This is a genomic window from Plasticicumulans sp., assembly GCF_035331805.1.
GTDB lineage: Bacteria > Pseudomonadota > Gammaproteobacteria > Competibacterales > Competibacteraceae > Plasticicumulans.
Genome location: NZ_DAOLKE010000078.1, coordinates 1 through 12,880 on the forward strand (window position 1 = coordinate 1; position 12,880 = coordinate 12,880).

The window sequence follows — 12,880 nt, forward strand, 5'->3', positions numbered from 1 at the left end:
GTCGCGGACATGCAGGACTCCGTGGCGCAAGGGCCAGGTCTGGGCGGAGCCCCGAGCATGGCCGGGCGCGGCGTGAGTCACGGCAAGCAGCGCTGTCTCCGGAGCAAATCACGGCAGGTGTTCGACCGCGAGCGCATCGCCGATGCGAACCCAGCCGCCTTCGAGCACGCGCGCGGTGATGCCGCCGTGGCCGCGCATGGCGTTCCAGCCGCCCGGTCCGAGGGCGGCTTCCATGCGCGAGCAGGGCTGGCACAGGCCGCTGTATTCGCAGAGCGCCTCGCCGAGGCGGAAGCGCCGGCCCTTCAGCGCCAGCAGGTTCAGGCCGGAAATCACGAGATTGCGCCGCAGCCGTGCCGGCTCGACCGCGGCCAGTCCGGCACAGCCGGCGATCACCGGCAGGTGCTCGGCCTGCAGCAGCGTGAGCTGGCGTGCGCCGTCGGGCCGGCCGGCCCAGCGGTCACCGGCCAGGCCGCGACCGGCCTCGGCGAGCACCGCATCGACCTCCTGCATCGGCGCACGCGGCGCCGGGCGCAGGCCGATCCAGTCGACGCGCCCGGTCTGCGGCAGCGTCGCCAGCAGTTGCCCGAGCGGCCCGCTCAGCCCGGCCATGTCGCGAGCAGGGCTTCGAGTTCGTGCAGGTCGTGAATCACGAACTCCGGCGGCGCGAGTCCGTGCGGCCAGTCGCGCCCGTCGCGCCGCACCCAGACCGCGCGCAGACCGGCCGCGCGCGCGCCTTCGACATCGTGCTCCGGGTCGTCGCCGACGTGCAGGATCGCCGCCGGCGGCAGGCCGAGGCGCGCGACGGCCTGCTCGAACATCGCCGGATGCGGCTTCTGCGTGCCGACGATCGCCGCCGACAGGTGGAACGCGAACAGGTGTGCGATGCCGATGCGATCGAGATCGGCGTTGCCGTTGCTGAGCGCGACGACCGGGTAGCGCGCGGCCAGGCGTTCGAGCACCGGCAGCGCATCGGCGAAGAACTCGACCTGGTTGCGCGCCGCGAAGAACACCTCGAACGCCTCGTCGAGCGCGAATTCGGCGTAACCGGCGAGTTCGGCGGCGCGCGTCAGGCCGCGGCGGCGGATCAGGCTGCGGTCGTGGGCGATGGCCGGGTCGCGGGTGGCCTCGTCGCTGCAGAGCCGGCGCAGCGCCAGCGCATCGAACTGCGCGGCGATGCGCGGATAGCCGGCGAGCAGCCAGTCGTGCAGCTTCGCCTCGGCGCGCTCGATGCACGGCCAGATGTTCCACAGCGTGTCGTCGAGGTCAAAGCTCAGGGCGCGGATGGCGACGGTCATGGCGCAGGTCTCGGTCGGACGCGATCGACGGGTTGGGACCCCGGGCGCGTGACTTTCGCATGAATCCGCGCACGGCAGCGCGCGCGTGCCCGCCGGGCGGACCGCCGTGCTGCGGCGCATCCGGTACAATTCCGCGCCTTTTCCGCCCCGCCCCCCGCCGTTTGCCGAGAGGCCGATCGCCCATGCTGCGCTTCCGTGGTTCCCCCGCCCTTTCCGCCTTCCGCCGCGACAAGCTGCTCGCGGCCGTGCAGGCGCGCGTGCCCGCGGTGCGCGGCGTCTACGCCGAATACGTGCATTTCGTCGACGGCCGCCTCGATGAGGCCGGCACGGCGGTGATGACGCAGCTGCTCGAATACGGTCCGGCGCTCGAAGCCCGCACCGGGACGACGCCGCCGCTGCTCTTGGTCGTGCCGCGGCCGGGCACGATCTCGCCGTGGTCGTCGAAGGCCACCGACATCGCGCACGCCTGCGGGCTCGATGAAGTGCGCCGCGTCGAGCGCGGCATCGCCTGGTGGTTCGACGGCGCCGGCGCGGCCGATCGTCCGCTGCTGGCGCCGCTCGTGCACGATCGCATGGTCGAGGCCGTGCTCGCCGACGACGACGATCCGGCCGTGCTGTTCACGCAGGCCGAACCGCGGCCGCTGGCGAGCGTCGACGTGCTCGGCGGCGGTCGCGAGGCGCTGGTCGCAGCCAACCGTTCGCTCGGCCTCGCGCTGTCCGCAGACGAGATCGACTACCTGGTCACGAACTTCACGCAGCTCGGGCGCAACCCGAACGATGTCGAGCTGATGATGTTCGCGCAGGCCAACTCCGAGCACTGCCGGCACAAGATCTTCAACGCCGACTGGATCGTCGACGGCGAGACGCAGCCGGTGTCGCTGTTCGGCATGATCAAGAACACCTATCGCGTCGCGCCGGCGGGCGTGCGCTCGGCCTACCACGACAACGCCGCGGTCATCGACGGCCACCCGGCGCAGCGCTTCTTCCCCGATGCGCAGACGGCCGAGTACCGCACCTCGGCCGAGCCGCTGCACATCCTGATGAAGGTCGAGACGCACAACCACCCGACCGCGATCTCGCCGTTCCCGGGAGCGGCGACCGGCTCGGGCGGCGAGATCCGCGACGAGGGCGCGACCGGGCGCGGCTCGAAGCCGAAGGCCGGCCTCTGCGGCTTCTCGGTGTCGAACCTGCACCTGCCCGATGCGCCGCAGCCCTGGGAAGGCACGCCGGCGAAGCCCGGGCGCATCGCCTCGGCGCTGGAGATCATGCTCGACGGCCCGATCGGCGCGGCGGCCTTCAATAATGAGTTCGGCCGTCCGAACCTCTGCGGCTACTTCCGCAGCTTCGAGCTCGACGGCCCGGACGGCGAGCGGCGCGGCTATCACAAGCCGATCATGATCGCCGGCGGCTACGGCTCGATCCGCGAGGCGCTGATCGACAAGGCCGGCGTGCCGGCCGGAGCTGCCATCGTCGTGCTCGGCGGCCCGGCGATGCTGATCGGCCTCGGCGGCGGCGCGGCCTCGTCGATGGCGACCGGCGCTTCGAGCGAGGACCTCGACTTCGCCTCGGTGCAGCGCGGCAACCCCGAGATCCAGCGCCGCGCGCAGGAGGTCATCGACCGCTGCGCCGCGCTCGGCGACGCCAACCCGATCCTGTCGATCCACGATGTCGGCGCCGGCGGGCTTTCCAACGCCGTGCCCGAGATCGTGCACGGCGCCGGCCGCGGCGGGCGCTTCGAGCTGCGCAAGGTGCCCTCCGACGACCGCGGCCTGTCGCCGCTGGAGATCTGGTGCAACGAGGCGCAGGAGCGCTACGTGCTCGCGCTCGACGCCGCGCGCCTGCCGGTGTTCGAGGCCATCGCCGCGCGCGAACGCTGCCCGTACGCGGTGCTCGGCGAGGCGATCGAGGCCGGACAGCTGACCGTCAGCGATGCGCTGCACGGCAACGCGCCGGTCGACATGCCGATGCAGGTGCTGCTCGGCAAGCCGCCGAAGATGCTGCGCGACGTGCAGCGCATCGCCGTCGCAGGCCGGCCGCTCGCGCTCGAGGGCGTCACGGTCGCCTCGGCCGCCGGACGCGTGCTGCGCCTGCCGGCGGTCGCCGACAAGTCCTTCCTGATCACGATCGGCGATCGCACCGTCACCGGTCTGGTCGCGCGCGACCAGATGATCGGCCCGTGGCAGGTGCCGGTCGCCGACTGCGCGGTGACGCTGACCGATTACCACGGCCACACCGGCGAGGCGATGGCGATGGGCGAGCGCACGCCGCTCGCCGTGCTCGACGCGCCGGCCTCCGGACGCATGGCGGTCGCCGAGGCGATCCTGAACCTCGCCGCGGCGCGCATCGGCAAGCTCGGGGATGTGAAGCTGTCGGCCAACTGGATGGCCGCGGCCGGCCACCCGGGCGAGGACGCGCGGCTGTTCGACACCGTGCGCGCGGTCGGGCTGGAATTCTGCCCGGCGCTCGGCATCGCCATCCCGGTCGGCAAGGATTCGCTGTCGATGCAGACCCGCTGGCAGGAGGCCGACGGCACGGCGAAGCGCGTGACCTCGCCGCTGTCGCTGATCGTCTCGGCCTTCGCACCGGTGCTCGATGCGCGCGCGACGCTGACGCCGCAGCTGCGCACCGATGCCGGCGACACCGACCTGATCCTCGTCGACCTCGGCCGCGGCAAGAACCGCCTCGGCGGCTCGGCGCTCGCGCAGTGCCACGGCCAGACCGGCGACACGGTGCCGGACTGCGATTCGCCCGAAGACCTCGCCGCGCTGTTTGCGGCCGTGCAGCAGCTGAACGCCGCCGGCCGGCTGCTCGCGTATCACGACCGCTCCGACGGCGGCCTGCTGGTGACGCTCGCCGAGATGTGCTTTGCCGGCGGCTGCGGCGCGACCGTGCTGCTCGATGATCTCGACGCCGACCCGCTGGCGGCGGCCTTCAGCGAGGAAGCCGGCGTCGTGCTGCAGGTGCGCGCCGCTGACCGCGACGCGGTGCTGCGCGCGCTTGCCGCTGCCGGCCTCGGCGACTGCACGCACGTGCTCGGCGCCCCGGACACCGGCGACCGGCTGCGGCTTCTGCACGGCGGCGAAGCCGTGCTCGACCAGCGCCGCAGCGAGCTGCGCGCCGCGTGGTCGGAAACCTCGTGGCGGATGCAGCGGCTGCGCGATCACCCCGAATGTGCCGACCAGGCCTACGCGCTTGCCTGCGATGCCGCCGACCCGGGCCTGTCGGTGCAGCTCACTTTCGATCCGACCAGCGATGTCGCCGCGCCCTTCATCGCCACCGGCGCCCGGCCGCGGGTCGCGGTGCTGCGCGAACAGGGCGTCAACGGCCAGATCGAGATGGCCGCGGCCTTCGACCGCGCCGGCTTCACGGCCGTCGACGTGCACATGAGCGACATCCTCGGCGGGCGCGTCGAGCTCGCCGGCTTCCGCGCGCTGGTCGCCTGCGGCGGGTTTTCGTACGGCGACGTGCTCGGAGCCGGCGAAGGCTGGGCCAAGTCGATCCTGTTCAACGCCCGCGCCCGCGAGCAGTTCGAAGCCTTCTTCGCGCGCCCGGACACGCTCGCGCTCGGCGTCTGCAACGGCTGCCAGATGATGTCGAACCTGCACGGGATCATCCCCGGCGCCGACCTGTGGCCGCGCTTCGTGCGCAACCGCGTCGAGCAGTTCGAGGCGCGGCTCGCGCGCGTCGCGGTGCTCGAATCGCCGTCGGCCTTCCTCGCCGGCATGGCCGGCTCGCTGCTGCCGATCGCGGTCGCGCACGGCGAGGGCCGCGCCGAGTTCCGCGAAGGCTCGGGCCCGAAGAAGGTGCTGTCGGCCGGGCTTGCCTGCCTGCAGTTCGTCGATCACCACGGCGAACCGACCGAAACCTACCCGCTGAACCCGAACGGCGCCCCGGCCGGCATCACCGGCCTGACCACGCACGACGGCCGCGTCACGATCCTGATGCCGCACCCGGAGCGCGTGTTCCGCACCGTGCAGCATTCCTGGCACCCGGCCGGCTGGGGCGAGGACGGACCGTGGCTGCGGATGTTCAGGAACGCGCGCAAGTGGCTGGGCTGAGCGGCTGGGCATCCTGAATCCGCCGGAATCCGCCGGACTCTGCCGGCACGTCTCCTTCAGCCCTCTTTCGTCGCGGGAGAAGGCTGAAGGGACGAGGGAAAGAAGGAGAAAACGGATTCCGGCGGCTGCGGCGGGATCAGTTGCTCTCGCACTCGCACTTCGGCGCCGACGAACCCGAGCCGTTGGCGCAGCGCGCCGTCTGGCCGGACGGACAGCTGGTGGCGCACTGCTGGTCCTGGTTGTCGTTGGTGGCCGTGCACGAGGAATCGGCATGCACGCCCGCTGAGGCCAGCATGGCCAGCAGCAGCGCGGACAGACGCATCGGGGTCGACATCGCGGTGTTCTCCTTCTCGGGGTGATCTTCTTCGGGGCGATCGGGGCCGCGCCGTGCGGCACCTGCCTGCTGCGGAGCGTAGACAGGCCCCGGCGTTCCCTCCGCTGCCGGGATTGCAGCGGATGGCTGATCCTGCGCATGCCGGCCGTCCCGGGCCCGTGCGAGTCTCGGCACGTCCTCTTCCCCCGACTCCGGAGCCCCGATCATGAGCCGCTACCTCTGGCAGCCCGAACGACATGCCCTCGGCATCGAAGCCATGGACCGCACGCACGCCGAGTGTCTGGCGCTGGCGCGCGCGCTGGAGGAGTGCCCGCAGGATCAGCTCGCCCCGCGCTTCGCCGAACTGATCGGCCACACCGAGGCGCACTTCGCCGCCGAGGAAGCGAGGATGCAGGCCAGCGCCTGCCCGAGCACGCCCGAGCATCAGGCCGAGCACCGGCGCGTGCTCGGCGACCTGCGCCGCTTTGCCTCGTCGCTGGCGCGCGGCCGCCCGGCAATGCTGCGCGCCTACCTCGCCGAAGGCTTCGCCGAATGGCTGGAGCAGCACGTCGCGACCATGGATGCGGCGCTGGCGGCGCATCTGAAGGCCTGCGGGGAAAGCTGAAAGCGGGCGATTCCTGAACCGCGCGCCCTCCCCGGCACGAGCGGCTGCCGGACACTCCGGGCTCCTCTGCCGTTCCTCGCAACGCCGGCTCCGCCCCGTGCCGCTTCGCTCAGGCCTGCGGCTGCTCCAGCAGCGCCAGTACCGTCACCAGCCGAGGGGAACGGCGCGCGTGCAGGGCGTGGATCGACAGCCGGCAGATACCCACCTCATCGAGGCGCGTGAGCCGGCCGGCGTCGAGCAGCGGCACCGCCAGCGCCGCCGGCAGCCAGGCCGGACCGCCGCCGTGCAGCAGCAGCTCGCGCGCCAGTGGTACCGATGCCACGCGCCGCGGCGACGACGCAGCCTCGCCGGCATCCGGCAGCGGCGGGCCGGCCTCGATGTCGATCGGACCGTCGGCCCCACGGGTGCCGGCCACCAGCAGCCATTCCTGCACGCCGTAGAGCCGCGTCGCCAGCCCCTCGCCGGCCGGCGGCTGGCTGACGAAGGCCAGATCCAGCGTGCCGTCGAGCACGCGCTGCACGAGCACGGCCGGCGGCGCGGTCACGGCATCAAGCGCCAGCGCCGGCTGCGCGGCGAAGGGCAGGGCCAGCGCCTCGGCAAGCCCTCCTTCCCACAGCGCCGCCGGCGCGCCGAGGGTGATGCCGTCGCCACTGCCGGCGGCAAGCCGGGCCTCGCGGCAGATCTGCGACCAGCTCGCCAGCAGTTCGGCCGCATGTCCGGCGAAGCGCTCGCCGGCCGCGGTCAGACGCACCTCGCGGCGGTTGCGCTCCAGCAGCGGCGCGCCGACCGCATCTTCGAGCTGGCGGATGCGGGCGCTGACCGCCGATTGCGTCAGGTACAGCGCCGCCGCGGCCCGGCCGAAGTGGCGGGTGCGGGCGACTTCCAGAAAGGTGCGCAGCAGTTGCGTATCCATGGATCGGCGGGAGCCCGTGCGCGAATCGGTCTGCCGCAGCATGCGTCAGCCGGCGGCAGATTTCATCGCGCGACCGATGCCGTCCTGCATGCCGGCCGCCCCGCCGGCTGCCTGCAGCGGGGCGTTCCGGACTTTCCATGCAACGCCTCTGTCAGCCGTCGCCGCCGGTCACCAGCCGCGTGCCGCGGCGGAAGGTCAGGTACGCCCAGAACCACGAGATCGCGACCGACACGCGGCTGCGCAGCTGCGCGAGGAAGGCGACGTGCACCGCGCCCCACAGCCACCACGCCAGCCCGCCGGCGAGGCGCACGCGGCCGAAGTCGGCGATCGCCGACTGCCGGCCGATGGTCGCGAGGCTGCCCTGATGCACGTAGCGAAACGGCGCCGGCGCATCGCGGCCTTCGAGCCGGGCGCGGATCGCCGTGGCCACATACGCCCCGCCCTGCTTCGCAGCCGGTGCCAGCCCCGGCACCGGCCGGCCGTTCCAGCCGAGGCTCGCGGCGGTGTCGCCGATCGCGTAGACGCCCGGCCAGCCCTCGACCGACAGATCGGCGGCGACCGGCACGCGCCCGGCGCGGTCGGCTTCGAGCCCGAGCCACTGCGCCGCCGGCGAGGCCATGACGCCGGCGGCCCAGAACACCGCGCGCGCGCCGATGCGCGTGCCGGACACCAGCACGCCGTCGGCATCGACCGCCTCGACGCGCGCCGAGGTCAGCACCTCGACGCCGAGGCGTTCGAGGTCGCGCTGCGCCCGCGCCGACAGCACCTCCGGGAAGGCCGGCAGCACGCGCGCATCGGCCTGGATCAGGATCACGCGCGCCGCGGCCGGATCGATGTGCCGGAACTCGCCGCTCAGGCCGTGATGCGCAAGCTCGGCGATCGAGCCGGCCAGCTCGACGCCGGTCGGACCGCCGCCGACGATCACGAAGGTGAGCAGCCGGGCGCGCTCGACCGGATCGGTGCTGGTCTCGGCGCGTTCGAAGGCGAGCAGGATGCGCCGGCGGATCGCGGTGGCATCGTCGATCTGCTTCAGGCCCGGCGCGTACGGTTCCCAGTCGTCGCGTCCGAAGTAGCTGTGGCGCGCACCGGTGGCGAGCACGAGGAAGTCATACGGCAGCGTCGAACCATCGGCGAGCCGGAGCCGGCGTGCGTCGCGATCGACGCCGGCGGCCTCGCCGAGCCGCACGCGGGCGTTGTCCTGCGTGCGCAGCAGTTCGCGGATCGGCGTGGCGATGTCGGACGGATCGAGCGTCGCGGTCGCGACCTGATAGAGCAGCGGCTGGAACAGGTGGTGGTTGCGCTTGTCGACGACGGTCACGCGGCACGGCGCCTCGGCCAGCCCCCGCGCCACCGCCAGTCCGCCGAAGCCGGCGCCGACGACGACGACCTGCGGCAGGCCGTCGACGACCTCGTCCGGCAGCGCCGACAGGCGCGGTGCGCGCCGTTCGATCGCCGCCGCGATCAGGCCATCGAGCGACCACGCACCGGCGCCGCGCAGCGCGAGCAGCAGCGCGAGGCCGGCGAGCCAGCCGAAGTCCGGCAGCGACGCGGCTGCGAAGATCAGCAGCAGCGCCGGTGCGAACAGCCGCGTGCCGAGCCCGGCGAGCACCAGCGCCGCGCCGAGCAGGCACGGCCAGGCACCGGCGAGCGGCGCGCCGCTGAAGCCCGGCCACTGCGTATCGAGCACCCGCCACGCCAGCCAGCCGCGCAGGACGAGCAGCCACGGCGCCTCACCGGCCGCGCTCACGGCCGCCAGCCCTGCCTGCAGGCGCGCCGCCCCCGGCAGCGCGCTGCTCGAAAGCCCGCGCGCCAGCAGCCGGTCGAGCGACAGCGGCCCGGCGCCGAGCAGCAGCCAGCCGCCGAGCAGCACGAGCCAGTCGCGGTGCTCGGCGAGTGCGCGGTATTCGAGGTCGATGACCAGCGTCAGCGCGATCAGCGCCACGGCCGCGGCGCGCGTCGCCAGGCCCGCTGCCAGCAATATCCCGCCGAGCAGTTCGGCCGTGACGCCGAGCACGGCGGCCGTCGCCGGTGCCAGCCAGTCGACCGGATATTCAAACGTCGCGAGCCTGAGCGCCGTCGGCCAGTCGGCGAGCTTCAGCAGGCCCGAGACGAGGAAGACCTGCGCGAGCGCCAGACGCACGCCGAGTTCGGCGAACGGCCAGAGTGCCGCGGCGGGTTTCTGCAGCGCATGCAGGACACGCGCGAGCTTGCGTGCCGAGCGGTGTTCGCGCAGCGCGCGCGTGGCGCGGGCGAAGGTTTCAGCGTGGACGTGCATGGTCGTGCCTCCTTCGCCGTTCACAGGAACATCGTCGCGACGTCGGTCGACGAGCGCACGCCGACATCGCCGAAGTGCCGGGCCAGCCACTGCTGCGCCTTCTGCCGGCCGAGTTCGCGCAGCTCGCAGAGCCAGCGCCAGTCGGCGTTGAGCTTGCTCGACACGCCGAGCTGCGCCATGCGCTCCTCGGCGTCGATCGAGTGGATGCGCAGGCGCTTGTACTGCGCCGGGTCGAGCGCGCCCTCGTCGATCAGCCTGGTGACGAAGCCGATCGCGCGCATCTCGCGCATCAGCGAGCTGTTGAAGGACAGCGTGTTGACGCGATCCATGATCTCGCGCGCCGTCCTCGGCACCTCGGGGATCTCGATCGGGTTGATGCGGATGATCAGCACGTCGCGGCTGTCGGTGCCGTAGATCAGCGGGTAGATCGGCGGATTGCCCATGTAGCCGCCGTCCCAGTAGTGCTCGCCGTCGATCTCGACCGCCTGGAACAGGAAGGGCAGACAGGCCGAGGCCAGCACCGCCTCGGGGCCGATCTCGTGCGTCTCGAACACGCGGATGCGCCCGCGCCGGACGTTGGTCGCGCACAGGAACAGCTTCACGTCCTGCGCGCGGCGCAGCACGTCGAAATCGACGACGGCATTGAGCACGTCGCGCAGCGGATTGGTGTTCATCGGGTTCAGCTGGTACGGCGAGAAGAAGCGCGTCAGCGTGTCGAACACGAAATACGCCGGCGACCACTCCATGCCGCCGTTGCCGATCCAGCGGTCGAACCACGACGGCTGCATCGGCGAGTACGCCGGCAGCGCGCGAGGCCGTAGGCGAGCACCGCGGCGTTCATCGCGCCGGCGCTGGTGCCGCTGATGCCGTCGATCAGCAGCCGCCCGTCCTCCAGCAGCCGGTCGAGCACGCCCCAGGTGAAGGCGCCGTGTGCGCCGCCACCCTGCAGCGCGATGTTGATGCGGTGAATGCCGTCTTGCGGGTTGGCGGTCATGTCGGGTTTTCTCCTCGCGTCTGCCGGAACGTGCCGGACGCCTGCGCTTTCAGCCCCCTCTCTCCCCTCGCGGGAGAGAGGGCACAGAACCCGCAGTCGGGTATCGGGAATGCGATCAGCGCGCCGTCCAGCCGCCGTCGACGGCCAGCGCCTGCCCGGTCAGCTGCGCCGCGGCGCCCGAGGCCAGGAACACCACCAGCTCGCCGAGCTGCTCCGGCGTCACGAACTGCCCCGAAGGCTGCTTCTCCTCCAGCAGCTCGCGCCCTGCCTGCTCGATGCCGATGCCCTCGACCGCGGCGCGATCGGCGATCTGCTTCTCGACCAGCGGCGTCAGCACCCAGCCGGGGCAGACGGCGTTGCAGGTCACGCCGAGCCCGGCGGTTTCGAGCGCCACGACCTTGCTGAGGCCGACGATGCCGTGCTTGGCCGCGACGTAGGCGGCCTTGTGCGCCGAGCCGACCAGGCCGTGCACCGAGGCGATGTTGACGATGCGCCCGAAGCCGCGATCGAGCATGCCGGGCAGCGCCAGGCGGATCGCGTGGAAGGCCGCGCTCAGGTTCAGCGCGAGGATCGCGTCCCACTTCTCGACCGGGAACTCCTGCACCGGCGCCGTGTGCTGGATGCCGGCGTTGTTGACCAGCACGTCGAGGCGGCCGAAGCGCATCGTCGCGGTGTCGATCAGCTCGGCCACGCCTTCGGGCTTGCGCAGGTCGGCGCCGCTGAACACGGCCTCGACGCCGAAATCGGCCATGAACTGCGTGCAGAGCGCATCGGCTTCCATCGGCGTGCTCAGGCCGTTCAGCACCAGCGCGTGGCCGTGCTCGGCGAGCTTGCGCGCGATGCCGAGGCCGATGCCGCTGGTGGAACCGGTGACGACGGCGACGGGGGTGTTGGGGTTGTGCGAAGACATCGGGGACATGCTCGGGACTCCTGGGGGCGGGTGGTATCGGGGCACGGGTGTATCGGTACACCTCGATTCCCCCGGAGCGAGCCGCATGCCAGGTCATATCCTGCTTTCAGAACAGCGACTTGCCGATTCCCCGCCGTTTCGGCCCGCGAGCGCGACCGCGACATCCCGCAGACCGGCCACGCGCGGACGCGGCCGGCCGCGGTGTACGCTGCCGGCCTTCCCTGCACCTTCCGGGTCCCGAACATGAGTCTTGCCGACCTGCCCGACACCGAACTCGCCCGCTGGCTCGACGAGGACGTGCCCTATCTCGACCTGACCACGCACGGCCTCGGCATCGGCCGCACGCCCGGGCGCGCGCACTTCGCCGCCCGCCAGCCGATGACGGTCTGCGCAATCGAGGAAGCCGCGCGGCTGTTCGAGCTGTGCGGCTGCACGGTCGAGCGCCGGGTCGACAGCGGCGCGGCGGTCGCGGCGAAAACGCCACTGCTCAGCGCACACGGCCCGGCCGCCGGCCTGCACCGGGCCTGGAAGACGGCACAGACGCTGGTCGAGATCGCCTCGGGCATCGCCAGCGGTGCCTCGGCGCTGGTCGCCGCCGTGCGCGGCGTCGGCTGCGAGCCGCGCATCGCCTGCACGCGCAAGAATGTGCCCGGCACGCGCCGGCTCGCGGTCAAGGCCATCGTCGCCGGCGGCGCCACGCCGCACCGGCTCGGGCTGTCGGACTCGGTGCTGGTGTTCGCCGAGCACCGCTGCTTCGTGCCGGCCGCGGAACTGGCCGGGCGGCTCGCGGCGCTGAAGCGCGAATACCCGGAGCGGCGCATCGTCGCCGAGGTCAGCGACATCGACGAGGCACTGGCGCTCGCCGCGCTCGGCCTCGACGGCCTGCAGCTCGAAAAATTCGAGCCCGCCGCCATCTCGGAACTGATCGCCCGCCTCGGCCGCCCGCGCCCGCAACTGCTGGCCGCCGGCGGCATCAACCCGGCGAACGCCGCCGCCTACGCCGCCACCGGCGCCGACGTGCTGGTCACCTCCGCGCCCTACCACGCCCCGCCGAGGGACGTGGCCGTGACCCTCGAAGCCGCCGGCTGATCCGCCGGCGACCGCTCCGCCCACCCGATCGCAGGAGACGCCCGATGGACTGCCTCGATCGCATCGCCGAAGAACGCATCCTGCAGGCCCAGCGCGAGGGCGCCTTCGAGAACCTGCCCGGCAACGGCAAGCCGCTGGTGCTCGACGACGACTCGATGATCCCGCCCGAGCTGCGCGCCGCCTACCGCATCCTCAAGAACGCCGGCTACGCCCCGCCCGAAGTGCTCGCCCGCCGCGACATCGCCGACCTCGAAGCCGCAATCACCGACCCCGCCACCGACGACCCGACCCGCCGCCTGGCCATCGCCCGCCTGCACCTGCTGCGCGCCCGGCTCGGCGCAACCGGACGGGATCTGCGCATCGAGCAGGCGTACTGGGAGCGGCTGGTGGGGAAGATGACGCACGGGG

10 protein-coding genes and 1 pseudogene are annotated in these 12,880 nt (G+C 72.6%); 4 read left to right on the plus strand and 7 right to left on the minus strand.

The genetic code is table 11. The features are described from left to right. Positions 1-108: 108 nt before the first annotated feature. A complete protein-coding gene (locus PKE44_RS07795; RefSeq protein WP_324549780.1) occupies positions 109-609 on the minus strand; it encodes an MOSC domain-containing protein in 501 nt (166 codons plus the stop codon). Continuing rightward, positions 597-1,295 carry an HAD family hydrolase gene (locus tag PKE44_RS07800; protein WP_324549783.1) on the minus strand — a complete coding sequence of 233 codons (699 nt, stop codon included), beginning with the start codon at positions 1,293-1,295 and terminating at the stop codon, positions 597-599. The genes PKE44_RS07795 and PKE44_RS07800 overlap by 13 nt, the downstream gene beginning before the upstream one ends. Positions 1,296-1,477: 182 nt before the next feature. On the opposite strand from PKE44_RS07800, the gene purL reads away from it, so the two are divergent. Continuing rightward, positions 1,478-5,353: a phosphoribosylformylglycinamidine synthase gene (gene purL, locus PKE44_RS07805; RefSeq protein ID WP_324549785.1), complete on the plus strand. Its 3,876-nt coding sequence runs from the start codon at positions 1,478-1,480 to the stop codon at positions 5,351-5,353. Between the two features lie 136 nt (positions 5,354-5,489). Here the strand turns inward: purL and PKE44_RS07810 are convergent, their stop codons facing one another. Continuing rightward, complete coding sequence (locus tag PKE44_RS07810) at positions 5,490-5,687, minus strand: hypothetical protein (RefSeq protein ID WP_324549787.1); 198 nt, start codon at positions 5,685-5,687, stop codon at positions 5,490-5,492. 205 nt (positions 5,688-5,892) lie between these two features. Between PKE44_RS07810 and PKE44_RS07815 the strand changes: the two genes are divergently transcribed. Then, the gene (locus PKE44_RS07815) at positions 5,893-6,291 is read left to right on the plus strand and encodes a hemerythrin family protein (RefSeq protein WP_324549789.1); all 399 of its coding nucleotides are present in this window, start codon (positions 5,893-5,895) and stop codon (positions 6,289-6,291) included. A 109-nt stretch (positions 6,292-6,400) separates the two neighbouring features. Here PKE44_RS07815 and PKE44_RS07820 read toward each other — a convergent pair whose 3' ends face one another. The 4 genes and pseudogenes from PKE44_RS07820 to PKE44_RS07835 all read right to left on the minus strand — a co-directional run bounded on the left by PKE44_RS07820 (position 6,401) and on the right by PKE44_RS07835 (position 11,383). Next, positions 6,401-7,204, minus strand: a complete 804-nt coding sequence (locus PKE44_RS07820) for a LysR family transcriptional regulator (protein WP_324549791.1) — start codon at positions 7,202-7,204, stop codon at positions 6,401-6,403. A 151-nt stretch (positions 7,205-7,355) separates the two neighbouring features. Then, positions 7,356-9,479, minus strand: a complete 2,124-nt coding sequence (locus tag PKE44_RS07825; RefSeq protein ID WP_324549793.1) for an NAD(P)/FAD-dependent oxidoreductase — start codon at positions 9,477-9,479, stop codon at positions 7,356-7,358. Positions 9,480-9,499: 20 nt separating this feature from the next. After that, positions 9,500-10,473: pseudogene (locus PKE44_RS07830) on the minus strand (patatin-like phospholipase family protein). A 115-nt stretch (positions 10,474-10,588) separates the two neighbouring features. Continuing rightward, entirely contained in the window at positions 10,589-11,383 is a 795-nt protein-coding gene (locus PKE44_RS07835; RefSeq protein WP_324549799.1) for a 3-hydroxybutyrate dehydrogenase, read from the minus strand. A gap of 243 nt (positions 11,384-11,626) precedes the next feature. On the opposite strand from PKE44_RS07835, the gene modD reads away from it, so the two are divergent. Further along, complete coding sequence (gene modD, locus PKE44_RS07840) at positions 11,627-12,472, plus strand: ModD protein (protein WP_324549795.1); 846 nt, start codon at positions 11,627-11,629, stop codon at positions 12,470-12,472. 44 nt (positions 12,473-12,516) lie between these two features. Continuing rightward, a partial coding sequence (locus tag PKE44_RS07845) for a DnaJ family domain-containing protein (RefSeq protein WP_324549797.1) occupies positions 12,517-12,880 on the plus strand: 364 nt, incomplete at its 3' end.

What these genes read in the sequence shown, in the direction of transcription:
- PKE44_RS07810 (WP_324549787.1), bottom strand. Translation starts at nt 5,687, where the DNA reads ATGTCGACCCCGATGCGTCTGTCCGCGCTGCTGCTGGCCATGCTGGCC.
- modD (WP_324549795.1), top strand. Translation starts at nt 11,627, where the DNA reads ATGAGTCTTGCCGACCTGCCCGACACCGAACTCGCCCGCTGGCTCGAC.
- purL (WP_324549785.1), top strand. Translation starts at nt 1,478, where the DNA reads ATGCTGCGCTTCCGTGGTTCCCCCGCCCTTTCCGCCTTCCGCCGCGAC.
- PKE44_RS07800 (WP_324549783.1), bottom strand. Translation starts at nt 1,295, where the DNA reads ATGACCGTCGCCATCCGCGCCCTGAGCTTTGACCTCGACGACACGCTG.
- PKE44_RS07795 (WP_324549780.1), bottom strand. Translation starts at nt 609, where the DNA reads ATGGCCGGGCTGAGCGGGCCGCTCGGGCAACTGCTGGCGACGCTGCCG.
- PKE44_RS07815 (WP_324549789.1), top strand. Translation starts at nt 5,893, where the DNA reads ATGAGCCGCTACCTCTGGCAGCCCGAACGACATGCCCTCGGCATCGAA.
- PKE44_RS07820 (WP_324549791.1), bottom strand. Translation starts at nt 7,204, where the DNA reads ATGGATACGCAACTGCTGCGCACCTTTCTGGAAGTCGCCCGCACCCGC.
- PKE44_RS07835 (WP_324549799.1), bottom strand. Translation starts at nt 11,383, where the DNA reads ATGTCTTCGCACAACCCCAACACCCCCGTCGCCGTCGTCACCGGTTCC.
- PKE44_RS07825 (WP_324549793.1), bottom strand. Translation starts at nt 9,479, where the DNA reads ATGCACGTCCACGCTGAAACCTTCGCCCGCGCCACGCGCGCGCTGCGC.